This is a genomic window from Bradyrhizobium sp. Rc2d (assembly GCF_900099855.1).
In the GTDB taxonomy this organism is placed as follows: Bacteria; Pseudomonadota; Alphaproteobacteria; order Rhizobiales; family Xanthobacteraceae; genus Bradyrhizobium.
Genome location: NZ_FNCU01000021.1, coordinates 61,671 through 88,658, shown reverse-complemented (window position 1 = coordinate 88,658; position 26,988 = coordinate 61,671). Strand labels below are relative to the sequence as shown.

28 protein-coding genes are annotated in these 26,988 nt (G+C 64.8%); 13 read left to right on the top strand and 15 right to left on the bottom strand.

What is annotated here, in order from left to right:
* Positions 1-98: 98 nt before the first annotated feature.
* From BLV07_RS24965 to BLV07_RS24955, 3 genes are read right to left on the bottom strand one after another with little or no spacing between them, the layout of a single operon-like run.
* Entirely contained in the window at positions 99-1,109 is a 1,011-nt protein-coding gene (locus tag BLV07_RS24965) for a transketolase family protein (protein WP_176945737.1), read from the bottom strand.
* Complete coding sequence (locus BLV07_RS24960) at positions 1,106-1,951, bottom strand: transketolase (RefSeq protein ID WP_091890915.1); 846 nt, start codon at positions 1,949-1,951, stop codon at positions 1,106-1,108. The genes BLV07_RS24965 and BLV07_RS24960 overlap by 4 nt, the downstream gene beginning before the upstream one ends.
* Before the next feature lie 22 nt (positions 1,952-1,973).
* Positions 1,974-2,735: an SDR family NAD(P)-dependent oxidoreductase gene (locus BLV07_RS24955; RefSeq protein ID WP_091890913.1), complete on the bottom strand. Its 762-nt coding sequence runs from the start codon at positions 2,733-2,735 to the stop codon at positions 1,974-1,976.
* Between the two features lie 135 nt (positions 2,736-2,870).
* On the opposite strand from BLV07_RS24955, the gene BLV07_RS24950 reads away from it, so the two are divergent.
* Complete coding sequence (locus tag BLV07_RS24950; RefSeq protein WP_091891037.1) at positions 2,871-3,758, top strand: LysR substrate-binding domain-containing protein; 888 nt, start codon at positions 2,871-2,873, stop codon at positions 3,756-3,758.
* 68 nt (positions 3,759-3,826) lie between these two features.
* On the opposite strand, the gene BLV07_RS24945 is transcribed toward BLV07_RS24950, so the two are convergent.
* The 4 genes from BLV07_RS24945 to BLV07_RS24930 all read right to left on the bottom strand — a co-directional run bounded on the left by BLV07_RS24945 (position 3,827) and on the right by BLV07_RS24930 (position 6,413).
* On the bottom strand, positions 3,827-4,711 hold the full coding sequence (locus tag BLV07_RS24945) for a DUF1259 domain-containing protein (protein ID WP_091890910.1): 885 nt from the start codon (positions 4,709-4,711) through the stop codon (positions 3,827-3,829).
* A 47-nt stretch (positions 4,712-4,758) separates the two neighbouring features.
* Positions 4,759-4,992: a hypothetical protein gene (locus BLV07_RS24940; RefSeq protein ID WP_091890907.1), complete on the bottom strand. Its 234-nt coding sequence runs from the start codon at positions 4,990-4,992 to the stop codon at positions 4,759-4,761.
* Between the two features lie 455 nt (positions 4,993-5,447).
* Positions 5,448-6,209, bottom strand: coding sequence for a hypothetical protein (locus BLV07_RS24935; RefSeq protein WP_091890896.1), 762 nt, complete (start codon positions 6,207-6,209; stop codon positions 5,448-5,450).
* 15 nt (positions 6,210-6,224) lie between these two features.
* Positions 6,225-6,413: a hypothetical protein gene (locus tag BLV07_RS24930; RefSeq protein ID WP_091890891.1), complete on the bottom strand. Its 189-nt coding sequence runs from the start codon at positions 6,411-6,413 to the stop codon at positions 6,225-6,227.
* 254 nt (positions 6,414-6,667) lie between these two features.
* On the opposite strand from BLV07_RS24930, the gene BLV07_RS24925 reads away from it, so the two are divergent.
* Complete coding sequence (locus BLV07_RS24925; RefSeq protein ID WP_091890889.1) at positions 6,668-7,645, top strand: DUF2336 domain-containing protein; 978 nt, start codon at positions 6,668-6,670, stop codon at positions 7,643-7,645.
* Positions 7,646-7,847: 202 nt separating this feature from the next.
* Here BLV07_RS24925 and BLV07_RS24920 read toward each other — a convergent pair whose 3' ends face one another.
* Genes BLV07_RS24920 through BLV07_RS24910 form a run of 3 tightly spaced genes read right to left on the bottom strand, consistent with a single transcriptional unit; the run spans position 7,848 to position 10,809 of the window.
* A complete protein-coding gene (locus BLV07_RS24920; RefSeq protein WP_091890887.1) occupies positions 7,848-8,192 on the bottom strand; it encodes a DUF1491 family protein in 345 nt (114 codons plus the stop codon).
* 57 nt (positions 8,193-8,249) lie between these two features.
* Entirely contained in the window at positions 8,250-8,951 is a 702-nt protein-coding gene (locus BLV07_RS24915) for a peptidoglycan-binding domain-containing protein (protein WP_091890886.1), read from the bottom strand.
* Positions 8,944-10,809 (bottom strand): PAS domain-containing sensor histidine kinase, encoded by a 1,866-nt coding sequence (locus BLV07_RS24910; protein WP_176945736.1) that lies wholly within the window; start codon positions 10,807-10,809, stop codon positions 8,944-8,946. The genes BLV07_RS24915 and BLV07_RS24910 overlap by 8 nt, the downstream gene beginning before the upstream one ends.
* A 408-nt stretch (positions 10,810-11,217) precedes the next feature.
* Here BLV07_RS24910 and BLV07_RS24905 point away from each other — a divergent pair, with 408 nt between their 5' ends.
* Positions 11,218-11,661: a DUF5330 domain-containing protein gene (locus BLV07_RS24905; RefSeq protein WP_091890884.1), complete on the top strand. Its 444-nt coding sequence runs from the start codon at positions 11,218-11,220 to the stop codon at positions 11,659-11,661.
* 68 nt (positions 11,662-11,729) lie between these two features.
* Positions 11,730-12,158 (top strand): SufE family protein, encoded by a 429-nt coding sequence (locus tag BLV07_RS24900; protein WP_091890882.1) that lies wholly within the window; start codon positions 11,730-11,732, stop codon positions 12,156-12,158.
* Between the two features lie 9 nt (positions 12,159-12,167).
* Here the strand turns inward: BLV07_RS24900 and BLV07_RS24895 are convergent, their stop codons facing one another.
* Both BLV07_RS24895 and BLV07_RS24890 read right to left on the bottom strand, forming a co-directional pair.
* Positions 12,168-12,584, bottom strand: a complete 417-nt coding sequence (locus tag BLV07_RS24895; RefSeq protein WP_091890880.1) for a Ros/MucR family transcriptional regulator — start codon at positions 12,582-12,584, stop codon at positions 12,168-12,170.
* 148 nt (positions 12,585-12,732) lie between these two features.
* Entirely contained in the window at positions 12,733-13,608 is an 876-nt protein-coding gene (locus BLV07_RS24890) for a DUF308 domain-containing protein (protein WP_176945735.1), read from the bottom strand.
* A gap of 311 nt (positions 13,609-13,919) precedes the next feature.
* On the opposite strand from BLV07_RS24890, the gene BLV07_RS24885 reads away from it, so the two are divergent.
* Positions 13,920-15,569 carry a glycosyltransferase family 39 protein gene (locus BLV07_RS24885; RefSeq protein ID WP_091890877.1) on the top strand — a complete coding sequence of 550 codons (1,650 nt, stop codon included), beginning with the start codon at positions 13,920-13,922 and terminating at the stop codon, positions 15,567-15,569.
* 207 nt (positions 15,570-15,776) lie between these two features.
* The gene (locus BLV07_RS24880) at positions 15,777-16,556 is read left to right on the top strand and encodes a class II aldolase/adducin family protein (RefSeq protein WP_091890875.1); all 780 of its coding nucleotides are present in this window, start codon (positions 15,777-15,779) and stop codon (positions 16,554-16,556) included.
* A gap of 363 nt (positions 16,557-16,919) precedes the next feature.
* Here the strand turns inward: BLV07_RS24880 and BLV07_RS24875 are convergent, their stop codons facing one another.
* From BLV07_RS24875 to BLV07_RS24865, 3 genes are all read right to left on the bottom strand, one after another.
* A complete protein-coding gene (locus BLV07_RS24875) occupies positions 16,920-18,314 on the bottom strand; it encodes a M20/M25/M40 family metallo-hydrolase (RefSeq protein ID WP_091890872.1) in 1,395 nt (464 codons plus the stop codon).
* A 40-nt stretch (positions 18,315-18,354) separates the two neighbouring features.
* A complete protein-coding gene (locus BLV07_RS24870) occupies positions 18,355-19,683 on the bottom strand; it encodes a glycosyltransferase family 87 protein (protein ID WP_244551205.1) in 1,329 nt (442 codons plus the stop codon).
* Between the two features lie 140 nt (positions 19,684-19,823).
* Positions 19,824-21,446 (bottom strand): helicase HerA-like domain-containing protein, encoded by a 1,623-nt coding sequence (locus BLV07_RS24865; RefSeq protein WP_091890869.1) that lies wholly within the window; start codon positions 21,444-21,446, stop codon positions 19,824-19,826.
* 335 nt (positions 21,447-21,781) lie between these two features.
* On the opposite strand from BLV07_RS24865, the gene BLV07_RS24860 reads away from it, so the two are divergent.
* The 7 genes from BLV07_RS24860 to BLV07_RS24830 all read left to right on the top strand — a co-directional run bounded on the left by BLV07_RS24860 (position 21,782) and on the right by BLV07_RS24830 (position 26,981).
* Positions 21,782-22,147, top strand: a complete 366-nt coding sequence (locus BLV07_RS24860) for a hypothetical protein (protein WP_091890866.1) — start codon at positions 21,782-21,784, stop codon at positions 22,145-22,147.
* Between the two features lie 26 nt (positions 22,148-22,173).
* Positions 22,174-22,581 carry a DUF4332 domain-containing protein gene (locus BLV07_RS24855; protein WP_091890864.1) on the top strand — a complete coding sequence of 136 codons (408 nt, stop codon included), beginning with the start codon at positions 22,174-22,176 and terminating at the stop codon, positions 22,579-22,581.
* 267 nt (positions 22,582-22,848) lie between these two features.
* Positions 22,849-23,709, top strand: a complete 861-nt coding sequence (folP, locus tag BLV07_RS24850) for a dihydropteroate synthase (protein ID WP_091890862.1) — start codon at positions 22,849-22,851, stop codon at positions 23,707-23,709.
* Positions 23,706-24,074, top strand: a complete 369-nt coding sequence (gene folB, locus BLV07_RS24845) for a dihydroneopterin aldolase (RefSeq protein ID WP_008553485.1) — start codon at positions 23,706-23,708, stop codon at positions 24,072-24,074. The genes folP and folB overlap by 4 nt, the downstream gene beginning before the upstream one ends.
* 1 nt (position 24,075) lies before the next feature.
* Positions 24,076-24,567: a 2-amino-4-hydroxy-6-hydroxymethyldihydropteridine diphosphokinase gene (gene folK, locus BLV07_RS24840; protein ID WP_091890860.1), complete on the top strand. Its 492-nt coding sequence runs from the start codon at positions 24,076-24,078 to the stop codon at positions 24,565-24,567.
* 81 nt (positions 24,568-24,648) lie between these two features.
* Positions 24,649-26,520 carry a methylmalonyl-CoA mutase family protein gene (locus BLV07_RS24835; protein WP_091890858.1) on the top strand — a complete coding sequence of 624 codons (1,872 nt, stop codon included), beginning with the start codon at positions 24,649-24,651 and terminating at the stop codon, positions 26,518-26,520.
* Positions 26,517-26,981 (top strand): GFA family protein, encoded by a 465-nt coding sequence (locus BLV07_RS24830; RefSeq protein WP_091890856.1) that lies wholly within the window; start codon positions 26,517-26,519, stop codon positions 26,979-26,981. Before BLV07_RS24835 ends, BLV07_RS24830 begins: the two co-directional genes overlap by 4 nt.
* Positions 26,982-26,988: the final 7 nt, after the last annotated feature.

The window sequence follows — 26,988 nt, the reverse complement described above, 5'->3', positions numbered from 1 at the left end:
GGCCGACTCTCGATGCGTCGGCATTGGACAGCAGCTCTCGTTCTCCGCAGCTGCGCTGCGAAGCATGTCGATCTGGTCAGTTACGAAAGGTGGCTGCGTTAGCGCAGCCACTCCTTGATCTGCCGCGTCACTTCCGCGGTCGAGATGCCGTAGCGATCGTGCAGGGTCGGAAGCGCGCCGGCGGCGAGAAATTCGTCGGGGAGCCCAATCTGCCGGAACGTCGGATGCACGCCCGCGCGCATCAGCAGCGCCGCCACGGCCTCGCCAAGGCCGCCGATGACGGTGTGGTTCTCGGCGACCACGACCAGACGGCCGGGCTTGCCCGCTTCGCCCAGGATCGCCTCGGTGTCGAGCGGCTTGATCGTGGGCACGTGCAGGACAGCCGCATTGACGCGATCGTCCTGGAGGGACTGGGCCGCCTCCAGTGCACGCATTGTCATGATGCCCGAGGAGATGATCAGAACGTCGGCGCCATCGCGCAGCAGCGCCGCCTTGCCGAGCTCGAAACGGTAATTGTACTCGTCGAGCACCAGCGGCACCTGGCCGCGCAACAGGCGCATATAAACAGGCCCTCGATGCGCGGCGATGGCTGGAACGATCTGCTCGATCTCATGGGCATCGCAGGGATCGATCACCGTCATGTTGGGCATCGCGCGGAATAGCGCGAGGTCCTCGGCGGCCTGATGGCTCGGCCCGTAGCCCGAGGTCAGGCCAGGCAGCGCGCAGGCGATCTTCACGTTGCGGTCTTCTTCCGCGATGGTCTGATGGATAAAGTCGTAGGCTCGGCGCGAGGCGAACACCGCATAGGTGGTGGCGAACGGCATGAAACCTTCGGCGGCGAGACCCGAGGCTGCGCCGAACAAAAGCTGCTCGGCCATGCCCATCTGATAGTAGCGATCCGGAAAGGCCTGCGCGAAGATGTGCAGGTCGGTGTATTTGCCGAGATCGGCTGTCATGCCCAAGACGTCTTCGCGGCTGCAGGCAAGCTCGACCAGCGCATGGCCAAACGGCGCCGGCCTGGTGCGCTGCCCTTCCGCCGCGATCGAGGCGATCATGGCGGAGGTGGTCAGTCGCGGCTTTCCGGACGGTGTCGATCCCACGGACTTCATGACTGCTCTCCCGCGTTCAGCGCCGACAGCGCCAGCTGCCATTCATGCGGCTCGACACGAATGAAATGGTTCTTCTCACGCTGCTCCAGGAAAGGAACGCCCTTGCCCATCAACGTGTCGGCGACGATCATGCGGGGCTTTGGCTCGGGATGCGCCATCGCGGCATCGAAGGCGCCCACCACCGCGTCGAGATCGTTGCCGTCGACACGCTGCACGAACCAGCCGAACGCCTCGAGCTTGTCGACCAGAGGCTCGAAGCCCAGCATCTGCTTCGATGGACCATCGGCCTGCTGATTGTTGACGTCGACGATCGCGATCAGATTGTCGAGCTGGTGGTGAGCCGCCGACATGATGGCCTCCCATTTGGAGCCCTCGTCCAGCTCGCCGTCGGAGAACAGCGTGAAGATGCGCGACGTCGACCGCTTGCGCTTCAGCCCGAGCGCCATGCCGACGGCGATGCCAAGACCAAGTCCGAGCGAGCCGCCAGACATCTCCATGCCCGGCGTATAGGACGCCATGCCGGACATCGGCAGTCGGCTCTCGTCGAAACCGTAGGTTTCGAGTTCAGCCTCGGGAATGATCCCGGCCTCGATCAGGGCTGCATAGAGAGCGATCGCATAGTGCCCGTTCGACAGCAGGAAACGGTCGCGGCCTTCCCAGGCGGGATCTTCGGCACGAAACTGCATGGCGTGAAAATAGGCCACAGCCAAGACGTCGGCGATGTCGAGCGCCTGCGCGATATAGCCCTGGCCCTGGACCTCGCCCATCAGCAGGGCGTTGCGGCGGATGTTGCGGGCGCGCTGCGCAAGCGTCGGCGCGTTTGCGAGCGTTGGTGTTGCCATGATCGTCTCTCCCCTCCTCCGCTCAGTGGATCAGCATGCCGCCGTTGACGTCGATGACGGCGCCGGTCACGTAGGCCGAGAGGTCGGAAGCGAGGAAGGTGTAGATGCCGGCGACATCGGCGGCCTCGCCGAGCCGGCCGAGCGGAATGCCCTCGAGGATCTTCGCCCGCATCTCGTCCGTGAGCTTGCCGGCGGTGATATCGGTGCCGATCAGGCCGGGCGTCACGCAATTGACGCGGATGCCGTCGGGCCCGAACTCGCGCGCCATCGCCTTGGCGAGCCCGAGCACGCCGGCCTTTGCCGCCGAATAATGCGGTCCGCCGAAGATGCCGCCGCCGCGTTGAGCCGAGACCGACGACATGCACGCGATCGAACCGCTCCTGCGCTTTTGCATGTGCGGGATCACCGCCTGCGACAGGAACAGGATGCCCTTGAGGTTGACGTCCTGGATGCGGTCCCAATCTTCCGGCTTGATGTCGAGAAGTTTTACGGACTGCGTCACGCCGGCATTGTTGATGAGGATGTCGATCCGGCCGAATTTCGCGATCACCGCTTCGACCGCCTTGATGCAGGCCTGCTTGTCGGCGACGTTGCAGGCAACGCCGAGGTGCGGCTCGCCAGCGACCGGTTCGAGGCCGCGCGCTGTGTCTTCCGCGGCCGGACCGTCGATGTCGAGAACGGCGACCCGGGCTCCCTCGGCCGCAAAGCGGCGGGCGGTTGCAAGGCCAATGCCTCGCGGAGAGGCCGCTCCGGTGATGATGGCTGTCTTGCCGCGTAGCAGCATTGTGGTCCTCCCTGAATGGCTGTTGCCTGGCACCGACGGCGCCGCAGTTCTTGACCCGTTTGATTATGCGGCAGCGCGCTTTCGGACAAACGCGCTGTTGTCTTGCATGGGTGAATTTGGTTCACTTGTCGGATGCTGCTGTCCAGTATCCCGATATCGTCCATCCGCGCCTTCGAGGCGGCCGCCCGCACCGGCTCGTTCCGGGACGCGGCGAACGAGCTGCATCTCACTCCGAGCGCGGTCAGCCACGCCATTCGCAAGCTCGAAAGCGCGATGAGCACCGTCCTGTTCGAGCGCAGCGCCCGGGCGGTGCGGCTGACGCCGGCGGGCGAGAACCAGATGCGTCATGCCGGCGCCGCTTTCGACAATCTGCGCCGAGGCATCGAGGAGGTCGCAGGCCGCGGCCCGCAATTGCTGCGGGTGCACTGCGCACCGAGCTTCGCCGCCCAGTGGCTCGCCCCGCGGCTCGCCCGCTTCATGGCCGCCGAGCCCAAGCTCGAGGTTCGGCTCGCCGCCAACACGGAATATGCGAGGTTCAGCAACGACGATTTCGACATCGACATCGTCTACGGCCAGCCCAGGGCCGAAGGGGTCGAGATCATTCCGCTGGGCGAAGAGACCGTGACGCCGCTCTGCACGCCCGAACTCGCGAAGAAAATCCGCAAGCCGAAAGATCTTCTCGACCAGGTGTTGATCCGCTCGGACGTCAAGCAGGTGCAGTGGCATCAATGGTTCACGGCCAACGGTCTCGAAGCGCCGGCCATCCACGGCATGCGCTTCGATCGCAGCTTCCTGGCGATCGCGATGGCGTCGAGCGGACTTGGCGTGACGCTGGAATCAACGCGGCTCGCCGAACGCGAGATTGCGACCAAGCTGTTGGTGGCGCCACTTGCCAGACGTTCCACCGACATTCGCTATGTCGGCCATCATCTGGTCTTTCCCCGCGCAGGCCAGCAGCGTCGGGCCATCCGCGCCTTTACCGAGTGGATCACGCGCGAGCTTGCGGCTGGCCGCTCGGCTTGAGCGATGCGCGGCCGCGATGGCGGCAGTCGTCATACGCGGCGAGCAATAATCACCAGCTCGGCTTCGCGTCAGCTTTTCGTGCTGGCGGTCTTGTCGAGCGCCGCCCGCAGGCCCTCAGCAAGCTTGATCGCATCGTCGTTTGCCCAGAAATGCATGAAGAAGAGCCGTGGCTGCTCGTCCAGCATGTGACTATGCAGCGCCGTCACCTCGATGCCGTGCGTGCGCAGCGCCACGATGACCGGGTTCACCTCGTCGCTGGTGAGGACGAAGTCGCCGGTGATGGCCGCCTTGCCGCCGCCGGTCGGCTGGAAGTTGATGGCGATCGCGACGCCCATCGGGCCGACCGGGGTCAGCGGCATGCCGTCTTCCGTGATCGGGTCGCGCCGCTTGACGTTGAACTGGTAGACGCCGCCATTGCCCTGCCCTTTGACGCCGATGATCTGGTCGAGCTTCGCCGTGTCGAGGTCGATGGCAGGCGGGTTGCCCGCCGCCGCGACCGTCAGAGGAGTTTTGCTTTCGGCGAGGGCATCGTGGATTGCCGAGGCCAGCTTGACGGGATCGCCATGTCCGGCGACGTGCATGTAGAACGTCGCCGGGCTCGCGCGCAGGAGATGATTGTGCACGGCGGTGATCTCGATACCGCTCGCGATCATCTTCGCCATCACAGGATTGATCTCGGTCTCGAGGAGCACAAGGTCACCCATGACCATGGCGCCGCCATGCGCAGGCTTGAACGCGAGCCAGCCGCCAAGCGCGAGCGCCGGCTTGATCGTGACTCCATCCAAAGTCACGGTGAGATCGGTACGAGGGAAGCCGTAGCGGTGGACATCGTCCGCAACACTGGGCTTGCGGCCCAGCGTTTCGTCGACCTTCTTCCAATCAACATCCTGCGCATGAGCGCTCGCGATGAAGCTGGCACTGACGCCGATCAGCGCCGAGATCGTCTTTCGCATTGATCTACTCCTTGAGCTTGGTTTCAGGCTCTCGCGCCCCCAAGGGTTCACTTCTGTTCCTTGATCTGTCCGCTACTGTCCACGACGAGCCGCACGTCCTTGCCATTCTTCACGGCCTTTGCGGTCGTGCCTTCTGCAGTCGACTTGATGTCGCTGACCTGCGAATAGCCGGCGGCCTGGAGTTTGGCGACGAACTCCTCCTGTGTCAGCGCATGTGCGCTCGACAACACGCCTGCAGTCGCCAAAAGCAGGACTGCGTGAAAGATCGCTGGTGTGCGCATGATCGTTCTCCTGGTGGTATTCCCCGCCCCACGTGAAGCCCGCTTTGTGACGTCGCCTTCGGACAAAGGCCACGACGGCGCAACAGGATGCCAGCACCCGATGCCCTCGCCTATGGCGCGTCGGCGCGGTCGCGCGCCGATCAGTCGGGACAATTTGAGGGATGGCTTGGAGGTTGAAGATGGTTTGGAGGTTGAAAATGACATGTTGCGTCCCTGGTGACGATCAGGACGCGATTCTTCGGCATGTCGCCTCGCGGGGGGATCGCACACCCCCGTCACCGCAAATAGAAACCGTGATGGCAGAGCTGTCAATCCGAGGTTTACCCTCAAATCGCCAGCGCGCGTCACGAAGAGTTCACCGTCGAACGGAACCGCCAACCACCAGCGCGAAACGACCGGAGGATCTCACATACATTGCCCGCGTTGAGGCGTGTCATTCGAGCGAGCTTGCGCACTCAGCCCTTCGAGACGACAGCGCGGCCGTAAGGAGGCTGCGCTGCGACCGGCGGATTGGCGGTCTGGGCGGCGAGCTCGCCGATCAGGCGGTCGGCGTCGGCGGCCATGCCGTCGGGGGCCTGGATCACCAGCCGCTCCAGCGCCCAGCGATAGGACGAGACGCGCTGCTCCAGGCACTGCTGCACCCACTGCACGATCAGCGAGTTCTCCTGCATGCGCGCGACCGCGTCGTCCCTCTCTCTTGGCGAGAGGGCGGAGACGCGCGCCATGCTGGCATCGCGCTTCCTGTCGAGATCGATGACGCGGATTGCGCTGGCGAAGAACGGCTCGAACCGAGTGATGTCGTTGCGCACGTCCTCGATCAGCTGGGCATAGCGCGAGGAATGCGAGCGGTGCGGCTCGTCGATCAGCGTGCGTCCGTACATGGTGCGGTCGAATACGATCTTCTGCCGCCAGGGCGAGGGCAGCGGCTTGTAGTCGCCGAACACGCTCTTCCAGGCCGGGCGCGACAACGGCGGCTCGATCATGGGATAGGCGAGATCGCGAAGCTGGCGCTCCTCGTCGGTGAGCTGGAATTGCGAGGGCTTCAGGCCAACGCTGGAGGTGACCTCCGCCCCTAACCAGCGATGCATGTCGTCGCTGCGCATGTCGGCGCGGGTGCGACCGAAATCGCCGCCGCTACAGGCGCCGAGCGCAGCGCCAAGCAGCGCGAGCAGGACGGCCGATACGAAAGGCCGGATCTGGCGGATGGTGTCCGGCATTGCAAAAGCCGGACGTTAGCGGCGGCGACGACGGCGCCCCGGCGCGGTGCCCTGCTCCGGCCCGCGATCGCCGCTGGTTTCGTCCGCCTCGCGCTCGATACGGATCACCGGGAGGATCAGAACCGTTCCCGTTTCCGTGCGCGGTGCGGCATCCCCCGACGAGCCTGCCCGGCGACCGGCCGGAAATTCGATGATCGTCCCCATATCCAGCTCTCTATCAATTGCCGTGCGACCAAACGCTTCATGCAACATGCATTCATTAAGATCAGTTATGGTTAACGGGATGTAAACGTCCTTTCCGGACCGTAACCGCACGGAGCGTGCCGCGCCGTCCCGTTGCGGCACGACAACGCCTTAAATTGCCGGGCCGGCTTCACGCCTCATTTTCCTTAACGAGGCTTTAAAAGAACCTGCGATAGGCTCGCGACAAGGATCTCTCCCGAGTTGCGTACGCCTCCATGACCAAGTCGCTGTTTCCCGGATTCGACGGGCTGATGACCCTCTCCCGTCGCGAAGGCGTCGACATCCGTCCGACGCTGCTGCGCGTGCTGACCGATCTCTATGTGCAGACGCGCGTCCACAGCGATGACGAGCAGCGGCAATTCGTTGAACTCGCCACGCGATTGATCGACCAGGTCGACGACGCGACGCGCGCGGCCGTCAAGGCGCGGCTTGCGATCTATCCGACGACGCCCGTCCCGATCCTCCAGAAGCTCGGACTGGTCGCCGCCCAGGAAGGCCGCAGGGTTCCGCTGGCGCGAGAGATTCCCACCTCGCCGCCGGCACCCGCCCCGGCCCGCACGCCCACCGAGGCCGAGCAGCGGCTGGCTTCGAACATGGCGATGCAGCCGAAGGACGCCGCCGAGATCCACGACATGTTCTTCCGCGCCGGCGCCTCCGAGCGCGCGCTGATCCTGCACAATCTGGCGCAGACGCCGCTCAAGGCCGCACCGCGGATTCCGACCGTGCGCGCCAAGCGCGCGATCCAGATCCTGGAGATGGCGGCGATCGCGGGCGACATCGAGAACTTCACCTTCGAGCTCGGCGACAGCCTGATCCTGCCCTCACGCGTCGCGGCCCAGATCGTCGACGATGCCGGCGGCGAGGCGCTCGCGGTCGCCGCGCGCGCGCTCGACATGCCGAGCCCGGTGTTCCAGCGCATCCTCTTGTTCTTCAAGCCGGAGATCGGGACCTCCGTGAACGACGTGTACCGGCTGTCGCGGCTCTATGACCGCCTCGGCGAGCACCCCGCGCTGGTGATGCTGGCGGCCTGGCGCGGCTCGACGCTCGCGGTCACCCGCGCAAAGTACCAGGCCGCGCTACATGACGGCGAACGCCAGCGCGCACGTGCCGGTGCGAGCCAGACCCGGCCGGGCGTGCAGCCGGGCACGAGCCCGACGGTGCGCAGGGGCACCGGCGGATCGTCGGATCGCTAGAAGATTTAGATTGGTTTGTCGCTGAGAAGGCGGTGCGCTCCCTCTCCCGCTTGCGGGAGAGGGTCGGGGTGAGGGTGCCTCAAGAGGGACTCCCCCAGTGGAGAGAGCCCCCACCCGGCGCTTCGCGCCGACCTCCCCCGCAAGCGGGAGAGGTTAAGAGCCTGCGGCCTGATCGTGGCAAACAACGGCTATCGCGCCCGCATCACGCCCGCGCCAGCTCGAGAAAATGCCGGCCCGCGCGGTCCTCGGTCTCGACGATCCAGGCGTCCGGATCGAAGCGGATTTCCTTGGTCAGCCGTTCCTCGATGGTGTGCTCCGGCAGAGGCTGCGGCGCGACCGGCACGAAGAAGCGATCGACCGGACGGCCGTCGTCATAGACCGTCTGCGGGGCCGGCGTATACAGCATCGCATTGCCATCGAGCAGCGAGACCTTCACGAACACCGCGCCCGCCTCCTCGGCGCCGCGCCGGCGCACCGCGCCGAACACGCCCTCGGTCTGGCAGCGACGCAAATAGGCCGCCACCCATATGTTGGATTTCAAACGCATGAGTCGAACGATAGGCCAGTGCTGCAATCAGCACCAGCCTCCGTGCGGGCGCCAAAATTATTCGACGGGATGGCCGATCGCGGCCGCGAGTTCGCGCAGCAGGCGGTCTGATACCTGGCCGGTGACCTGCATTTTGTGCTCGCGCTCGAATTTCTGGATCGCGGACTGGGTCTCGCCGCTCATCGTGCCCGTGATCTTCAAATTCCCGTAGCCATATTCGGACAGCGCGCGCTGCACGCCGGCGATGCGTCGCGCGGCCGGGCTCTGCACCGGGATCGGCGCCGGCGGACGTGCGACCGAGGATGGCGTCGAGGTCGTCGCCTTGACCAGATTGGTCATCGGATCGTTCGAACGCGTCGAGGCGGTCGCCTCGACGGGCCTTTCGGGTGGCTTCTCGGCGGCGCGCTCGGCAGGTTTGGGCTCGGTGCGAAACTCCGTCGCGCGCGGCTCTAGCGGCGACGTCTCGGCGCCGACGGGACGCGGACGCGGCAAGGGGTTCGCCAGCGGCACGGACGACGGCGCGGGTAGATTGATCACCGTGCCGAACATCGGCGCGGGATGCCGGCCGGTCTGCAGGAACAGCGCATTGGCAACGATCGCACCGATCGCGGCGACGGCGACGAGGCCGGCCAGCGTATCCTTGGGGCTGTGCAGCAGCACGCGCATGACGAGGTTGCGCTCGGTCTCGACGTCGATGACCGCGGCCTTGGCACCACGACGGCGCGGAGCGGCTTCGCCCTTTGCAGACTTCTTAGGCACTTTTCTTCACCAGCGCAGGTTGGTCGTGAGATTCTTCGTGAAGTTGGTCGTGAGATTCTTCGTGAGATTCCTGGCGCAGCACCGGCGTCAGCGTCGCGATCTTGCTCTCCGCCGGCTTGGCCTGCGGCGGCGTGTAGACGAGCGGCAGCTTGACGGTGACGGCGGTGCCCTCGCCTAACCTGCTTTGTACCGTCAATTCGCCGAGATGCAACGCTATGAGGCTCTTCACGATCGAAAGTCCGAGGCCGGTGCCTTCGTGACGGCGCTGATAGGTCTTGCCGGCCTGGAAGAACGGCGCGCCGATGCGCTTGAGATCGTCGGGCGCGATGCCGACACCGGTGTCGCTGATGCGCAGCGCGAGCTGCGAACCCGACACCGCCGCCGTCACGGTGACCTGACCGCCGCGCTCGGTGAACTTGATCGCATTGGCGACGAGGTTGAGCACGATCTGCTTGAAGGCTCTGGGATCGCCGGTCATGACAGGCAGATCCTGCGGCGCATCGGTGATGAGGTCGATGCCGTTCTCCCGCGCCTTCAGCGCCAGCAAATTGCAGCAATGCATCAGCGAGGCGCGCGGCGCGAATGGCTCCGAGGCAATCTCGAAATTGCCCGATTCCATCTTGGACATGTCCAGGATGCCGTTGACGACCGACAGCAGATGCTGGCCGGAATCGTTGATGAGCTGGGCATATTCCTTGCGCTGGGCCGCTCCCAGCATCAAGGTCTGCTCCTGCGCGATCATCTCGGAGAAGCCGATGATGGCATTGAGCGGCGTGCGCAGTTCGTGGCTCATGGTGGCGAGGAAGCGTGTCTTGGCGGCGTCGGCCGCTTCGGCGGCGCTGCGGGCCTGATCGAGCGCCTGCTCGGAAAGCTTGCGGTCGGTGACGTCGCGCATTACGGCGACGACTTCGGCTTCGCCCGTGACGTCACGAGCCCTGTCCTGGTCGAGCGGGCGACAACGCATCTCGACCCAGATGAAGTCGATCTGGCCGCGCTCGGAGCCGGCAGGTTCCCGCCGCAGCCGGAACTCGACGCTGCACACGTCGCCGCGCGCCGCATCCGATAAAGCCGTGAGATAGGCCGGGCGATCGGCGACGTGCACGCGGTCGAACAGGCCGTGGCCAAGCAGTTGCGTGACGGGCATGCCGAGCATGGTCTCCGCCGCCGGCGAGATGAACTGCACCGCGCCGTTGCGCTGATGCCGCGAGATGACGTCGCTCATGTTGCGCGCGAGCAGGCGATAGCGCTCTTCCTCGCGCGACAACAGCGCAACGCTGGTGCGCGCCAGCGATTCCGCGCCGAAGGCGAGGCCCGCGGCGTAGAGCGTCGCCGAGGCGACGCCGAGCGCCATCAGCACGCCGCGTTCTGTGGCGCTCGGCAGGTCGATCGGCAGCCAGCCGAGCTGGCTGACGAGGATCAGGATCCCGGCACAGGACAGCGCGAGCAGCGAGGCGAAGGCCGCGACGCGGCGCGAGGCCGACAGCGCGGCTTCGAGCGGAACTACGACCAGCCAGATCGCGGCGAAGGATTCGATGCCGCCGGTGGTGGCCGCCACCGCCATGATCAGGCCGGCAAGCGCCAGCGACGACAGCACATGCGCGCCTTCATAGCGGCCGGTGCGCGACAGGAACCAGGACAACAGGATCGGCGCGATCAGCCAGGCGAAGGCGGCGACCTCGATCGCGCTCGGCGCGCCGCGCAGGACGAGATAGATCGGGAATGCGGCGAAGGCGGCCAGGCTGCCAAGCAGCCGCGGTGCCATAAAGGCACGATGGCGCGCTCGCGTCAGCGCATCGTAACGCGCGGAGGGATGCAGCAGCGCATCGAGACAATCGCGGATGATACTCAAAACGGTCACGGGTCTCGCGCTTCGGCTCAATCGTCTTTAGAAGACGCGCCGGAACGCCTCCTTATCGTTGAGCCACCGTGTCAGAGCGACCTTAAACGAGTGCTAAGGCGGCGCGGCGTGCGGCCGGACACCGCGTCATCGCGGAGCTTTTTAGACGATTTGGCGACGTCTTCGCTGCGGATGGTGAACACGGAGTTTCACACTCCTCGGCATGGTTTCGAATTGGTGGATGCAGGGGGCCAGCAGAATCACGGGCGCGGGCGTCAATCGAAAATTTACGAGACCATCGATCCCGAAGATTTTTACGTAAATTTTCCGCGAATTAAGCTCAAGGCAATCACTTGCGATTTATCGAGGGTTGCTAGGTCCGACATCCGCGGAGATCGCCGCGGCGGGATCGAACGTACAGGTCGCAAGATGCGCTTTCTGATCCGCATCACATTCTGGCTCGGGCTGGTGCTGGTGCTGCTGCCGCGGGACAAGACGCCCGAATCGGAGAAGCTGCCGCAGATCGGCGCCGCCGATGCGGTGCAGGCTGCGACCGCAGCCGTCTCTGACGTGACCCAGTTCTGCAAGCGCCAGCCGGCGGCCTGCGAGGTCGGCGGCCAGGCCGCGACCATCATCGGCCAGCGCGCCCAGGACGGCGCGCGCAAGATCTACCAGATCATCAACGACAAGAAAGAGCAGATCACCAACGAGAAGAACGACAAGAACGACAAGACGGACAAGAAGGCGCCCGATCATACCGGCTCGATCGCGCTGGCCGGCGAAGGCGATGCCGTTGCGAGCGAGGCGCCGCGCGACACCCTGACCCAGGACGACCTCGCGCTGGAATGGCGCGGACCTGCTACGCCAAATTAGCCCCAAACCCTATCGATTTCACGGCTTCGCGTCCCTATATATTGGCCTGAAAGGGAACATGGGCCAGCATGACGACGATCGACGAAATCAGGGACAATTTCGAACTTCTCGACGAATGGGACGACCGCTACCGGTACGTCATCGAGCTCGGCCGCACCCTGGAACCCATGCCGCAGGCGGAGCATTCTGCCGCGAACAAGGTGCAAGGCTGCGTCAGCCAGGTCTGGCTGCAGAAACTGGTCGAGCGCGGCAATGGCGCGCCGATCCTGAAGTATCGCGGCGACAGTGATGCGCATATCGTGCGCGGGCTGGTTGCGATCGTGTTCGCGCTCTATTCCGGCCGCACGCCGCAGGAGATCCTCGACACCGACGCGATCGCCGTGTTCAACGAGTTCGGCTTTCGCGATCATCTGACGCCGCAGCGCTCCAATGGCCTGCGCTCGATGGTCGAGCGCATCAAGACCGACGCCAAAGAGGCGCTCGCGGAAGCCTCCTGAGAACCTTCACTATTTCCGTTTCCGCTGCTGCTGTCCGAGGCCCATCTGCTTCGCCAGCTGCGAGCGCGCCACCGCGTAGTTCGGCGCGACCATGGGATAGTCGGCCGGCAGGCCCCATTTCTCGCGATATTGCTCCGGCGTCATGTTGTACTGGGTGCGCAGATGGCGCTTCAGCGACTTGAAGCGCTTGCCGTCCTCCAGGCACACCAGATAGTCCGGCGCGATAGACTTCTTCAGCGAGACCGCCGGCTTGGCCGGCTCGAGCGGCGCGGTCTCGGTGCGACCCGACGAGACCCGCAGCAGCGCGCCATGCACCTGGCTGATCAGGTTCGGAATCTCCGCCGACGGCGTCGGATTGTTGCTGAGATAGGCCGACACGATGCTCGCCGTCAGCTCGATGAAATTCTTGTTCCCCGCATCCGACATGCGCCCGCCCTTTCTCCGCCATCCTTCTCACGGGATTGACGACGCCAGAGTATTCCCTGTCAACAATACGTTCGGCGGAACCACGACAACTGTCGAGGAAGAGCTGATTACTGGCGAACGGCGGCGCTTTACTTTCTGCGCGGCGGCCTCAGCCCCGCTGGTCGAGATGTGCGCGGAGCTCGTCGATCGAGGCAAAGCGCATCATGCCCTCCGGCATCTGGGCTTCGATCGAACCATCGGAATAGAGCGAATAGGCCATGCCATCGACGACGCCAGACTTGAGCACCGTGACGGGCGCCTGCTCGGCCGCAGCCGCCGGCTCAGGTGCGCGCGGCGGCTCAGGTGCAGGCGGCGGCGGAGCGGCTTCTGCAAAGGTCGAGGGCGAGCGCGGCGGCGGCCGGCGCGAGGCGACCGGCGGCTCCGGCGGGCGCATGCGCTCCGGTTTCGGCCAAGCGTCCTCGAAACTGGCAGGCGGAACGTCCGCGGCGGCGGGTGCTGCTGGTTCCTCATGAGGCGGCGGTGGGCCCTCGCTGGCCTTCGCCTCCGCGCGCTCACGCTCCTTGCGCGATGTCGAGGCGAATAGCAGGTTGCGGCGGCGCGGCGCCTCAGAAGGCGTTGGAGCTTCCGGCGCCTCGACGCGCGGACGCTCGCGCGCGGCGGCTTCGCTCTGCCACGGTGGAGGGCCTGCGGCTGGTGGTGGCGGTGGTGGTGCCGGTTCGATCTTCGCAGGCGAGGCAAGCGCCGGCTCGGGCGCAGGCGCGCCAGGCATCGTCAGACCCGGCAGCACGGGCCTGACCCGAACCTCCGACGCGGCTATTCCGGCCGCCAGACGGCGGGCGATGCCCTTCAGCTCGAGCAGCAGGAGATGCAGGCCGACCAGTAACATTCCGGTGCAGACGCCGATGGTTCCGGAGATTATGAGGGTGCTGCCGACACTGAATTCCCTGACGGTGTAGCCAAACAGGATCGCAAGGAGGCCCGCCAGAACGGCGAAAATCCCCACGATCAACAATGCCAAGGTCATCGAACTCACCCCCGGCCGCGCACCCATACGCGGCACTCGTCAATCCACGATACCGTCATACGGCGTTGCACGCCAACGGCCAATTGCGGGCGCTGTTCCTAAAGGGAAAGAAATCAGGGACTTATTCACATTCCCTTCAGCTGCGGCTCGCTACTGCTACAGTGCTCCAAGTTTCTGGTTTTGCTGCGTCGCATCAGGAATTTAGCCATAATGCCCAATTACTTGGTAATGGAACTGCGCTATAGGGATTCCGGGGAGCAGGCCCGCGCGCACCAGCAGGGCCGAGAGGGGATTCCGGGTCACCAATAGCCATGACATCAATCACGACTTCGGCGATCGACACGCCTCTGCGGCGCTCGGTCGAACGGACTTGCGACGATCTCGCCATGCTGGTGCTGGCTGCGGTCGCCGTCATTGCAGGCTTGACCTTCCGCGACTACGGGCTCGGCTGGGACGATTACACCCACGCTGAATATGCCGACCTGTTGCTGCGCATGTTCGGTTCCGGCTTCAGGGACACCGCGGCGCTCTCCTTCGCCAATCTCTACATGTATGGCGGCGGCTTCGACATGGTTGCCGCTCTCCTGCACAAGATCATTCCGCTTGAACTGTTCGAGACGCGACGTCTGGTCGGCGCCATCGTCGGTGTGATCGGGCTTGCGGTGACGTGGCGGCTCGGCCGCCGCATCGGCGGCCCCCTTGCCGGTCTTGCGGCACTCTTGCTGCTCGCGCTCTGCCCGATCTTCTACGGCCACATGTTCATGAACCCGAAGGATGCGCCCTTCGCGGTGGCCATGATCATCCTGATGCTGGGCCTCGTCCGCCTCGCGGAGGAATATCCGCAGCCGTCGCCACGCACGATCCTGATCGTCGGCTTGGGCGCCGGCCTTTCGCTGGGCTGCCGCGTTCTCGGCGGTCTCGCACTGGTCTACGCCGTGCTCGGCTTCATGCCGCTGTTCCTGGAGGAACTGCGCAGCGAGGGCCTGCGCGAGTCGATCCGCCGCTTCGCCCATGTCGTCTACGTGCTGCTGCCCGGCCTCGTGCTCGGCTACCTCGTGATGGGGCTGATCTGGCCGTGGTCGATCATGCAGCCCGGCAATCCCTTCGAGGCGCTGACCTACTTCTCGCACTTCTTCGAGAAGCCCTGGAAGGAGATGTTCGACGGCGCGATCGTGTCCGTGCCCGACATGCCCTGGTCCTATCTGCCGACGCTGTTCGCACTGCAGCTGCCCGAGGTCATGCTGGTGCTGATGGCCGGCGCCGTGATCGGCACCTTCGCACTGCTGCCGCGCCGCGAGGTTCCCGCGCGCCGCAAGACCATCCTCTTGATGCTGACGCTGGCCGCGACCCTGCCGCTCGCGATCGCAATGGTGAAGCGGCCGGCGCTGTACAATGGCATCCGCCATTTCGTCTTCGTGATCCCGCCGATGGCGGTGCTCGGCGGCGTCGCGTTTGCCTGGGCCATGGAGCGCCTGCGCGCCAATCACCGCACCTGGCAGCCGGTCGTGCTCACCACCTTCTGCTTCGGCCTTGCGCTGTCGCTCGCCGAGATGATCCGGCTGCATCCCTATCAATACACCCATTTCAACCACATCGCCGGCACCGTGCGCGGCGCCGACGACCGCTTCATGCTGGACTATTGGGGCTTGGCGCTGAAGCAGGCTTCCGATGAATTGCGCGAGCAGTTGATCGAGCGCCAGGAAGTGCCGCCGGTCAATCGCAAATGGAAGGTCGCGGTGTGCGGTCCGCAGCGTCCAGCCCAGGTCGCGCTCGGACCCGACTTCACCATCGGCTGGGACTCCAATGCGGCCGATTTCGCGATGACGCTGGGCGAGTTCTACTGCAAGGGCCTCAGCGCGCCCGTCATGGTCGAGATCAAGCGCGACGATGTGGTGTTCGCCCGCGTCTACGACATCCGCGGCCGCAGCATTTCCAGCCTGCTGTCGATCCCGGCGCCGTAATCATTTTCTTCGGGCCCGTAGCCCGGATGGAGCGCAAGCGAAATCCGGGATCAGGCGTCCCGCATTGCGCTTCCGCCTTCGCTCTTCGAGCTACGGCGGAAGCTCCATGCAGGCTACGCGCGACAGCCACGCTCCTTGCGCCTTGCCGTCCACCTCACCCAAGACTACGCTCTCTCCCCGCAACAACGATGTTCGGAGAGATCAGCTATGTCGCCAGCGGAAGCGCGCCTGAAGGAAGTGCCGTCGAACATGACGGAGGCCGAGTGGCAGCAACGGGTCAATCTCGCCGCCTGCTATCGCCTGGTCGCGCTGTACGGCTGGGACGATCTGGTCGACACCCACATCTCGGCGCGCGTGCCCGGCCCCGACCATCACTTCCTCATCAATCCCTACGGGCTGATGTTCGACGAGATCACGGCGTCGAGCCTCGTCAAGGTCGATTTGCACGGCAATCAGCTCTCCGAGAGCGAATACAGCATCAACCCGGCCGGCTTCACCATCCATTCGGCGATCCACGAGGTGCGCGAGGACGCGATCTGCGCGCTGCATCTCCACACGCTCGACGGCACCGCGGTGTCGAGCAGCGCCGAAGGCCTGTTGCCGCTGAACCAGACCGCCCAGCTCGTCACCCACGACCTCGCCTATCACGACTATGAAGGCATCGCGCTCGACCACGACGAGCGGCCGCGGCTCCAGCAGGACCTCGGCGACCACAACCACATGCTCCTGCGCAACCATGGCACGCTAACGGTCGGCCGCTCGGTCGCCTCCGCCTTCGAGCGCATGTATCACCTCGAGCGTGCCTGCTCGATGCAGGTGCGCACGCGCGCGCTGGGCACGCCGGTCTATCCGGTCGATGACGTCGCGATCGACAAGAACACCGAGCTGCTGTCGAACCGCGACCGCGCCGAGCTGCGCGCCACCAACCTCGTGTGGCCGCCGCTGCTGCGCAAGCTCGACCGCGAGCTTCCCGGCTACCGCTCTTGAGATTTTCGGGATTTGGTGTAGGGTAGACGTCACCTACCTCTGCACGTTTTGGAATGAAACGCCGCTCAATTCCGGGCGGCGTTTTTATTTGGGGGCGCCCTCCGCCGTCATTGCGAGGAGCTCGCGACAAAATTGCGTAGCAATTTTGCGCTGATGCGACGAAGCAATCCAGGCTATTTCCGCGGAGGGATTCTGGAATGCTTCCGCCTTCGCTAAAGCTTCGGCGGACAAGTCGCTTCGCTCGCAATGACGAGGATAGGTCTCGTAGGGTGGGCAAAGGCGCATAGCGCCGTGCCCACCATCTCGCAGCTCGCCTCGGAAGTGGTGGGCACGCTGCGCTTTGCCCACCCTACGACACCGCCTTTATTTCACTTCCGCCAGCGCCGCGAGAATCCTGGCCCAGGAGCGGATGCCCTTCTGGAAGCTGCGGAGGTCGTACTTCTCGTTCGGCGAATGGATGTTGTCGTCGTCGAGGCCGAAGCCGACCAGCAGCGAGTCGAGGCCGAGCGTGCGCTTGAAATCGGCGACGATCGGGATCGAGGCGCCCGAGCCCATCAGCACGGTCTCCTTGCCCCATTCCTCGGTCAGCGCCTTGCTGGCGGCGGCAAGCGGCTTCATGTTCCAGTCGAGCGCGACCGCAGGCGCGGCGGAATGGTCGCCGAACTCGACCTTGCAGTCGCCCGGAATGTGCGCCGTCACATAGTCGCGGAAGGCCTTGCGGATCTTTGCGGGATCCTGCCCCTCGACCAGACGGAACGAGACCTTGGCCGATGCGTGCGACGGGATCACCGTCTTGGAGCCCTCGCCGATATAGCCGCCCCAGATGCCGTTGACGTCGCAGGTCGGACGCGAGGAGGCCTGCTCAATCAGTAGCCGGCCCTTCTCGCCCGCCGGGATCGACAGGCCGATAGGCTTCAAAAACATCTCCGGCGTGAGATTGAGCTTCTTCCACTGCTCGAGGATATCGGGCGGCAGGTCCTTCACGCCGTCATAGAAGCCGGGGATGGTGATGCGGTTGTCGTCATCGAACAGGCCACCGAGAATTTTCGTCAGCACCCGGATCGGGTTCATCGCGCTGCCGCCGAACACGCCGGAATGCAGATCGCGATTGGCGGCGGTGATCTTCAGCTCCTCATAGAGCAGGCCGCGCAACGACGTCGTGATCGCAGGCGTGTTGCGGTCCCACATGCCGGTGTCGCAGACCAGCACGTAGTCGGCTTTGAATTCGTCCTTGTTGGCCTCGATGAAGGGCACGAAATTCTTCGAGCCGACCTCCTCCTCGCCTTCGATCAGGAAGGTGATGTCGATCGGCAGCGAGCCCGTCACCTTTTTCCAGGCGCGGCAGGCCTCGACGAAGGTCATGACCTGGCCCTTGTCGTCCTCGGCACCGCGCGCGACGATGATCTTGCGGCCATCGGCATGGTCGGTGACGACAGGCTCGAACGGCGGACGGTGCCAGAGATCGAGCGGATCGACCGGCTGTACGTCGTAATGGCCGTAGAACAGCACGTGCGGTCGTCCGCCTGCCCCGGTCTTGCCGACGATGGCGGGATGGCCGGCGGTCGGCCTCACTTCAGTGGCAACACCGAGGCTCGCGATGTCCTTGGCGAGATGCTCGGCCGCCGCCTTGCAATCGGCGGCGAAGGCCGGATCCGCGGAGATCGACTTGATCCGCAACAACGAGAACAGGCGCTCCAGGCTGTTGTCGAAATCCTTGTCGATGTGGTCGAGCACGGATTGAAGCTGCGCATTGGCCATGGTCGTGATCCTGACTTTCGAGTCTCAAGAAATCGGGGGCTCAAGGTGTCTGCGCTTTTAGCGCCGGCGCGGCCTCGGGGCCAGCCGCAACCGGCGGGTGCCGGATGTGCCATGCGAGGCTGCCGGCAAGAATGGCGGTCGCAACGAGATTATTGCCCCAGGCCTGGATGACATTGGGAAACCACGGCAGCGACAGCAGCATGAGGATGCCGGCCGCGCCCAAAGCGAGCCAGGTTCCCAGCCGCACATTCGCCCGCGCGTCGAAGGCAGCCCGATGCATCAGCACCGTCATCGGGAAGAACAACCACATGAAATAGTATTGTCGCGCCAGAGGCGAGGCAATCGTCATCAGGCAGAACAGGATGCCGAGCTCCTCGGCATCGGAGCGCGCCGTGCGCCGCGCTTGCCGAGGCATGATCGCGACGAAGCCGAGCCCGAGCAGTGCCGACAGCGCGAGCACGATCCAGTTCGCCGTCCGGTAGTCGACGTCGATGACGTTCATCGTACGCGGCGGCTTGTTGGTATCTTCTAGATTGTAATTGATCGGCCGGACCAGGCGATGCGTGACGGCAATGAGAGACTGGTTGACCCACGACCAGTTCTGCTCGCCGCGCTGGCCAAAGCCTTTTTCCGAGCTGCTCCCGACCATGGCCTGGTACCAGGTCGCAAGCTCGGCCGCGTTGCGCTCGAAGCCGCGGATCGGCGCCGGCACGACGTAAAGAAGAATGCCGATGAAGGCGACGGTCGCGACCACGGCCTCCCACTTCCGCCGCCAGACGAGATAAGGCAGCACCGCAATTGGAAACACCTTGATGGCGGTCGCGAGCGCGAACATGAGGCCAGCAAGCCAGTGGCGCTGATGCCGCAAGCTCCAGAAGCCGTAGAGCATCATCGCGAGCAGGACGAGGTTCGGCTGGCCGAGGTCGAACATGTCGAACACGAAGGTGACGGTGACGAAGGCGGGCAGCGCTTCCAGCCACGGACCGGCCCTGCGGTCCGATCCGGCCAACACCTGGGAGAACGTCCCGGTGCACCACCACGCCACCGCATTCAGGATCGACAGCACGACATAGAGCGGGATCTTGCCGAACCAGCTCGGGATCGCCAGCAGGACCGCCGGCAGTGGTGGATAGATGAACTCGAAATAGTCGCTGATGTCACCGGGATAGAGCGGCCGCCCCTGCAAGACCTGCTGCCCGGCCCAGTACCACAGCCCGTAATCCTTGGTCTTGCCGTGGCCGAAGATCTCAGGAATGAGCACGTCGGCGGTCAGGAGGAGGCAGCAGAACAGGAAAAGCAGGTCGAGCGGCGCACGCAACGACAGGCGTCTCGGCGCATCGGGTTTGGCTAACGGGGTGGCGGAGATCACGGTAGGGTCCAGTCGGCGGCGGACTACCACGTAGCAGACGGACGGATGTTTGGAGAGTCCCTCACCGGAATTTGTGCCGGTGGTGATGGCCTCCCCGATGGCCGCTAAATCTTCCGCAGCGTCATGGCCGGACCTGCTGCCTACCGCCGCAGCAATCCGCCGAGCGCGCCGCGAACCAGGGTGCGGCCGATCGAGCCGCCGAGCTGGCCGGCGACCGACTTGCCGATATTTGCGGCCATCCCCCCGATCACCTGATTAGTCACCGATCGCGTCACGTCGCGCGCAATGACCTGGCCGGTCGACAGCCGGCCACGCTTGACGTTGGTGCCGAAGATGGTGCCGACGATCGAGCCGATCTGGCCGAGGACGCCGCCACCGCTTCCGCCTGCCGAACCGTCGGCCGTTGCCGCCGTGCCGGCGAGGCGCTTCTGAAGGATCTCGTAGGCGGACTCGGAATCGACGGCGGTGTCGTATTTGCCCATGACCGGGCTCGCCGCCATGATCGTCTTGCGCTCCTCCGGCGTGATCGGTCCGATCCGGGCCGATGGCGGCCGGATCATCACCCGCTCCACAATCGAAGGGGTGCCGTTGCCTTCGAGGAAGGATACCAGCGCCTCGCCCTTGCCGAGCTCCATGATCACCTTGGCGGTGTCGAGATTCGGGTTGGGCCGGAAGGTCTGGGCTGCGGCGGCGACCGCCTTCTGATCGCGCGGGGTGAAGGCGCGCAGCGCATGCTGGACCCGGTTGCCGAGTTGCCCGAGCACGCGGTCGGGCACGTCGACCGGGTTCTGCGTCACGAAGTAGACGCCAACGCCCTTGGAGCGGATCAGACGCACCACCTGCTCGATCTTGTCCATCAGCGCTTTGGGCGCGTCGTTGAACAACAGATGCGCCTCGTCGAAGAAGAACACGAGCTTCGGCTTGGGCAAGTCGCCGGCCTCGGGCAGCTCCTCGAACAGCTCCGACAGCATCCACAACAGGAATGTCGCATAAAGTCGCGGGCTCTGGAGCAGCTTGTCGGCGACCAGGATGTTGACCATGCCGCGGCCGTCACGGTCGGTCTTCATGAAGTCCTTCAGCGTCAGCGCCGGCTCGCCGAAGAATTTGGTGCCACCCTGGTTCTCCAGCACCAGGAGCTGGCGCTGGATGGTGCCGACGGTCGCCTTGGTGACATTGCCGAAGCCCTGGGCGGCCTTGCGGATGACGGCGAACGGATCCTCCTCCGCGTCCGCCCCCTTCTTCCCGCTATCGGGCACGATGGCGTCGAGCAGCGCGCGAAGGTCCTTCATGTCGATCAAGGCAAGACCGTTGTCGTCGGCGACGCGGAAGGCGACGTTGAGCACGCCTTCCTGCACGTCGTTCAGATCGAGCATGCGCGCGAGCAGAAGCGGCCCCATTTCCGTGACGGTCGCCCGCACCGGGTGGCCCTGCTCGCCGAACACGTCCCAGAACACCGTCGAGAACTGGTCGGGCTGGAAGGCCAGCCCCATCTCGGTGGCGCGCTTGACGATGAAATCTTTGGCTTCGCCGACCTCGGAGATGCCGGAGAGGTCGCCCTTGATGTCTGCGGCGAAGACCGGAACACCGGCGCGCGCAAATCCTTCCGCCATCACTTGCAGCGAGACCGTCTTGCCGGTTCCGGTTGCACCGGTGACGAGGCCGTGGCGATTGGCGAGCGCCAGCGTCAGCCAGGCCTGCTCGTCTCCCTTGCCGACGAAAATCTTGGCGTCGGTGTCACCGAGCTTGCTGTCCTGTGCGGTCATAATTCTCACTGATCTCTGCAGGTTTCGCGTATCGAAACTCGAATGCATTAGTTCCGTAGTTTAACGCATGTTGTGCGTCGATTAAAACCATTCAACGCGTCCCAAACATGCGACATTGGCGGAAATATCAGCCGAAAGTCGGAATGGAGCGTTCGCACCGCGGTATTTTTTTGCTGATTCCATCTCCGCTCTTGCACCGCTGCAACACTGCTTACGCGTTCGAAGCTGAATCGCGGCGAGGCGTGCGTTCATCGCTTGAATTTCGCATCGCACCGGCTCAAGATCATTTTCGAAAGCAATACTCCGGCATGTGAACCGGCTGAGGGGCAGGCCATATGGACGAGCTGATCGGACGGCTGGCGACAAACGCCAGCATAGATAGTGCTGTCGCGGAAAAGACCGTCGGCATTATCCTGGGCTTCCTCCGCAGCGAGGGTCCTTCCGACAGCGTTCAGGCTCTAATTGATCAAATCCCCGGAGCAGAAGCCGCGATCGAGGCGTGCAAGAGCGGCGGCGGACTGTCGCGGCTGATGGGCGGCGGCCTGATGGCCGTCGGCTCGCGCCTGATGGGCCTTGGACTGGGCATGTCGGAGATTCAAAACGTCGCCCGTGAACTTTTCCGCTTCGGCCGAGACAAAATCGGAGCGGATCAGATGGGCAAGATCATCGCGGGGACGCCGGGCCTCAGCCAGTTCGCCTGAAGCCACGCATTTCATATTCGAGTATCATGACATATCCGATCTCCGAGATTGACGGCCTGTCGGCCTTTGCCGCCAACAAATTGAAGGCGCAAGGAATCCGCACCACCGACGCGCTGCTCGAAGCCGCCTCCACCGTGAAGGGCCGCAAGGCACTGTCCGCCAAGACCGGCATCAGCGAGCAACTGCTGCTGGAATGGGCCAACGTCTCGGACTACATGCGCATCCCCGGCATGGGCCGGGCCAAGGTCGGCCTCGTCCGCGCCGCCGGCGTCACCACCGTACGCGAGCTTGCTTATCGGAATCCGGCGAGGCTCGCCCAGAGCATGCGGGACGCCAACGAGAAGAAGAAGCTCCTCCGCATCCTGCCTTCCGAGAAGTCGGTCGGCGAAATCATCGCCAAAGCGAAGAAGCTGCCGCCGAAGATTACGTATTAGGGCGGCGTCTCTCTTAGCATACGGCTAGCCGCGTTAGCTCTCGGCGCCGTTTGCTGACGGGCATCACTGCATCCCCCAAACTCCGTCGTCATACCCCGCGAAGGCGGGGTATCCAGTACGCCGCGGCTGCTCCGTATCACGGGCTCGCCTCTGGAATACTGAATTGCCCGCCTTCGCGGGCAATGACAGCGAGGGTGTTGGCACCCGCGGGCATGTCGGCCCCCCTTCCGTCTTGACTCCCCCTCCCCGACCGCTAAAGCCACGCGCATGAGTGCCTCGCCCTCTCCATCCGTCCCGCCGGCCGGCTCGGCCGGGGCCGACGTGCTGCGGACGCTGCTGGAACGATCGATTCCGGCGGTGATGGGGGTGCTGAACGTCACCCCGGATTCCTTCTCCGACGGCGGCGAGTTCATCGCGCCCGACCAGGCCTTCGCGCGAGCCCGGGCGATGATCGCTGATGGCGTCGACATTATCGATATTGGCGCCGAGTCCACTCGGCCCTACAAGGGCGCCCAACCGGTCACGGCGGAATACGAGCTCGCCCGGCTGAAGCCGGTGCTGGCTGGTGTCGTGGCGCTTGGGGTGCCCGTCTCGATCGACAGCATGAAGGCGGAGGTGGTGGCCTTCGCGCTCGACCAAGGCGCGGCCATCGTCAACGATGTCTGGGGTCTGCAACGCGACGCCGCCATGGCACCGCTGGTCGCTGCGAAAGGCGTTCCGGTCATCGTCATGCATAACCGCGACAATGCCGACCCCACCATCGACATCGTCACGGACATGAAGACCTTCTTCCTGCGCTCGCTGGATATTGCGGCCAAGGCCGGCATCGCGCGGGAAAAAATCGTGCTCGATCCCGGCATCGGTTTCGGCAAGACGGCCGAGCAGAGCATGATCGCGCTGGCGCGGCTGCGTGAACTTGACATGTTCGGCCTGCCGATCCTGGTCGGCGCCTCGCGCAAGCGCTTCATCGCTTCGGTGTCGCCGTCGGAGCCGAAAGAGCGGCTCGCCGGCTCGATCGCCGCGCACCTCATCGCCGCGCAGCGCGGCGCCAAGATCATCCGGACCCATGACGTCGCCGAAACCTTGCAGGCCCTGCGGGTGGCGCACGCAATCGAGAGCAAGCCATGACCGATACGATCTTCGTGACCGGCCTGTCGATCCATGCCCGCCACGGCGTCATGGATCACGAAACCGAAGTCGGCCAGCGCTTCGTCATCGATCTCGAACTCTATACCGATCTGTCGGAGCCTTCGCGTAGCGACCGGCTCGCCGACACCGTGTCGTACGCCGAGGTCGTGGCGACCACGACGGCAGCGTTCAAGAACACCAACTACAAGCTCCTGGAGCGCGCGGCCGGCGCGGTCGCCGATGCCATCCTGTCGCATTTCCCGCGCATCCGCGCCGTGAAGATCACTGTGCACAAGCCGCATGCGCCGATCGCCGCGATCTTCGACGATGTCGGCATCATGCTGACGCGCTCGCGGCATCCCTAATATGGCAAGCGTGCTGATCGCACTCGGCGGCAATGTCGGCGATGTCCGCGCGACATTCGGTAAGGCGATCGCGCATATTTGCGGCATGGCGCAAGCCGCGCTGATTGCGCGGTCCTCGGACTACACGACGCCGGCCTGGGGCGACGAGGACCAGGACCCCTTCATCAATGCCTGCATCGAGATCGAGACCAGCCTCGATCCGCATGCACTGCTGTTCGTGCTCCAGAAGGTCGAGCAGAAATTCGGCCGCACGCGGGACAAGGAGCGGCGCTGGGGCCCGCGCACGCTCGATCTCGACATGATCGCCTATGACGATGTGAGCTTGCAGAAGCCCGATCTGACCCTGCCGCATCCGCGCCTGTTCGAGCGCGCCTTCGTGCTGGTGCCGCTGGCCGAAATCGCGCCCGACCGCGTGATATCAGGCATCCGTGTGCGTGACGGGCTCGCCAGCGTCTCGACGCAAGGCATTGAGCGGCTTCCGGATACCGGCTAACCAAAAACAACCGTTTGCAGGGACGGTCCGCCGTGGCAATTTCGCCTGCGAATAACAAGATTGTCGGGAGCCCTGGGCCGTATGACCTCCGTGACTGACGACCTGCCGCTGGCGGCGGATTTCCCCAAGGCCACGATCGAAGACTGGCGCAAGCTGGTCGACGGCGTGCTGAAGGGCGCGCCGTTCGAGAAGCTGGTCGGCAAGACCTATGATGGCCTGAAGATCGAACCGCTCTACCCGCGCGCCAAGGGCGTTGCGCCCGTGGCGGGCCGGCCGCTGGCTGCGCCTTGGCAGATCATGCAGCGGATCGATCATCCCGATGCGGCCGCCGCGAACGCGCAAGCGCTGACCGATCTCGAGAATGGCGCGACGGGGCTCGCGCTGGTGTTCGCCGGCGGCAGCGGCGCCCACGGTTTCGGCCTGGAACCTTCGGCCGATGCAGTCGCAAAAGTCTTGAAGGACATCCATCTCGATGCCGGCATCGGCCTCGAGCTCCAGATCGGGCCGCAATCGCGGACGGCCGCGATCCATGTCGCGGAATATGTGAAGAGTGCTGGCCTCGATCCCGCCGCCTGCAACATCCGCTTCGGGCTCGATCCGCTCGCGGCTGGCGCTGTGTGGGGGCACAGCCCTTATACGTGGGAGGAAATTGTTCCCGCCGTCACCAGCGCCATCAAGGGCCTGGCGGCGCTCGGCTTCAAGGGGCCGTTTGCTTCCGCCGACGGGCGCGTGATCCATGATGCCGGCGGCTCGGAGGTGCAGGAGCTCGCCTTCGTGCTCGCCTGCGGCGTTGCCTATCTGCGCGCGATCGAAGGCGCCGGCATTGCGCTGGAGCAGGCGCAGGGCATGGTCTATGCGCGGCTTTCCGCCGATGCCGACCAGTTCCTGACCATGGCCAAATTCCGCGCGCTGCGGCTGCTCTGGGCGCGCATCGAGACGGCGTCCGGGCTCACGCCAAAACCGCTGTTCATCGCCGCCGATACGGCCTGGCGCATGCTGACGCAGCGCGACCCTTACGTGAACATGCTGCGCGCGACCATCGCGACCTTTGCGGCGGGGCTTGCCGGCGCCAATGCGATCACCGTGCTGCCGCACACGCTGGCGCTCGGGCTACCCGATCCGTTCGCGCGGCGCGTGGCGCGCAACACGCAGCTCTTGCTGTTGGAAGAGAGCAACCTCGCCAAGGTCAGCGATCCCGCCGCCGGCGCCGGCGGCATCGAGACGCTGACGGCGCAGCTCTGCGACGCCGCCTGGGCGCTGTTCCAGGAGAGCGAGAAAGCCGGCGGCGCCTTCGCAGCGCTTCAGCAGGGTCTGTTCCAGGGCAAGGTCGCGGCGACACGAAAAGCGCGCGACGCCAACATCGCAAAGCGCCGCGACGTGCTGACCGGCGCCAGCGAGTTTCCAAACCTGCACGAGAGCGAGACGGTCGTGCTGAAGGCGACGCCGATCGCGCTTCCGCCTTACGGTGAGCAAAAATACAAGTTCGAGGCGCTACCGCCGATCCGGCTTGCGGAACCGTTCGAAGCGTTGCGCGACAAGTCGGATGCCGCGTTGAAGGCACGTGGCGCGCGGCCAAAAGTGTTCCTGGCCAATCTCGGCACGCCCGCCGATTTCACGGCACGGGCGACCTTTGCCAAGAGCTTCTTCGAAGCCGGCGGCATCCAGGCAGTCGACAGCGAGGGCTTTGCCGATCCGGCCAGGCTCGCAGCCGCTTTCAAGGCTTCCGGCGCCGAACTCGCCTGCCTTTGTTCCAGCGACAAGGTCTATGCGGAACACGCCGAAGCCGCGGCACGGGCCCTGCAAACGGCAGGCGCGCGCCATATCTATCTGGCAGGCCGCCCGACCGATGCCGAGGCGGTGCTGCGCGCGGCCGGCGTCACCGGTTTCGTCTTCGCCGGCGGCGATGCGCTTGCGACGCTGCAAGACGCCTATCGACGGATGGAACAGGCATGACCGAAACCAGCAAACCCGTTCTCACCGGCGGCTGCCAATGCGGCGCCGTGCGCTTTGGGGTCATGACGGCGCCGACCAGGATCTCGATCTGCCACTGCCGGATGTGCCAGAAGGCGGCCGGCGCGCCATTCGCCTCCTTCGCCGACATCAACAAGACGGACTTTGCCTGGACCAAGGGGCAACCCTCATTCTTCCGCTCCTCTTCGATCGCCGAGCGCGGCTTTTGCGCCGCCTGCGGCACCCCGCTGAGCTTTGGCCGCATCGACGGCGACCGTATCGAGATCATGACCGGCGCTTTCGACCATCCCGACCGGGTGATACCGACGCGGCAGTTCGGCACCGAGTCCCGCCTCGGCTGGGTGGTCGGCATCGCCAACCTGCCGAGCCAGACCACGCAACAGAATTACGGACCGGAGAAGATGGCGACCATCGTCAGCCATCAGCATCCGGATCATGATTGAGCGTCTA

Coding starts and splice junctions, on each gene's coding strand:
- BLV07_RS24895 (WP_091890880.1), bottom strand. CDS start 12,584: ATGTCGGATGCGGGGAACAAGAATTTCATCGAGCTGACGGCGAGCATC.
- folB (WP_008553485.1), top strand. CDS start 23,706: ATGACCGATACGATCTTCGTGACCGGCCTGTCGATCCATGCCCGCCAC.
- BLV07_RS24860 (WP_091890866.1), top strand. CDS start 21,782: ATGGACGAGCTGATCGGACGGCTGGCGACAAACGCCAGCATAGATAGT.
- BLV07_RS24940 (WP_091890907.1), bottom strand. CDS start 4,992: ATGCGCACACCAGCGATCTTTCACGCAGTCCTGCTTTTGGCGACTGCA.
- BLV07_RS24920 (WP_091890887.1), bottom strand. CDS start 8,192: ATGCGTTTGAAATCCAACATATGGGTGGCGGCCTATTTGCGTCGCTGC.
- BLV07_RS24965 (WP_176945737.1), bottom strand. CDS start 1,109: ATGAAGTCCGTGGGATCGACACCGTCCGGAAAGCCGCGACTGACCACC.
- BLV07_RS24835 (WP_091890858.1), top strand. CDS start 24,649: ATGACCTCCGTGACTGACGACCTGCCGCTGGCGGCGGATTTCCCCAAG.
- BLV07_RS24855 (WP_091890864.1), top strand. CDS start 22,174: ATGACATATCCGATCTCCGAGATTGACGGCCTGTCGGCCTTTGCCGCC.
- BLV07_RS24925 (WP_091890889.1), top strand. CDS start 6,668: ATGACCAAGTCGCTGTTTCCCGGATTCGACGGGCTGATGACCCTCTCC.
- folK (WP_091890860.1), top strand. CDS start 24,076: ATGGCAAGCGTGCTGATCGCACTCGGCGGCAATGTCGGCGATGTCCGC.
- BLV07_RS24955 (WP_091890913.1), bottom strand. CDS start 2,735: ATGCTGCTACGCGGCAAGACAGCCATCATCACCGGAGCGGCCTCTCCG.
- folP (WP_091890862.1), top strand. CDS start 22,849: ATGAGTGCCTCGCCCTCTCCATCCGTCCCGCCGGCCGGCTCGGCCGGG.
- BLV07_RS24885 (WP_091890877.1), top strand. CDS start 13,920: ATGACATCAATCACGACTTCGGCGATCGACACGCCTCTGCGGCGCTCG.
- BLV07_RS24865 (WP_091890869.1), bottom strand. CDS start 21,446: ATGACCGCACAGGACAGCAAGCTCGGTGACACCGACGCCAAGATTTTC.
- BLV07_RS24880 (WP_091890875.1), top strand. CDS start 15,777: ATGTCGCCAGCGGAAGCGCGCCTGAAGGAAGTGCCGTCGAACATGACG.
- BLV07_RS24830 (WP_091890856.1), top strand. CDS start 26,517: ATGACCGAAACCAGCAAACCCGTTCTCACCGGCGGCTGCCAATGCGGC.
- BLV07_RS24900 (WP_091890882.1), top strand. CDS start 11,730: ATGACGACGATCGACGAAATCAGGGACAATTTCGAACTTCTCGACGAA.
- BLV07_RS24945 (WP_091890910.1), bottom strand. CDS start 4,711: ATGCGAAAGACGATCTCGGCGCTGATCGGCGTCAGTGCCAGCTTCATC.
- BLV07_RS24960 (WP_091890915.1), bottom strand. CDS start 1,951: ATGGCAACACCAACGCTCGCAAACGCGCCGACGCTTGCGCAGCGCGCC.
- BLV07_RS24930 (WP_091890891.1), bottom strand. CDS start 6,413: ATGGGGACGATCATCGAATTTCCGGCCGGTCGCCGGGCAGGCTCGTCG.
- BLV07_RS24935 (WP_091890896.1), bottom strand. CDS start 6,209: ATGCCGGACACCATCCGCCAGATCCGGCCTTTCGTATCGGCCGTCCTG.
- BLV07_RS24875 (WP_091890872.1), bottom strand. CDS start 18,314: ATGGCCAATGCGCAGCTTCAATCCGTGCTCGACCACATCGACAAGGAT.
- BLV07_RS24905 (WP_091890884.1), top strand. CDS start 11,218: ATGCGCTTTCTGATCCGCATCACATTCTGGCTCGGGCTGGTGCTGGTG.
- BLV07_RS24890 (WP_176945735.1), bottom strand. CDS start 13,608: ATGACCTTGGCATTGTTGATCGTGGGGATTTTCGCCGTTCTGGCGGGC.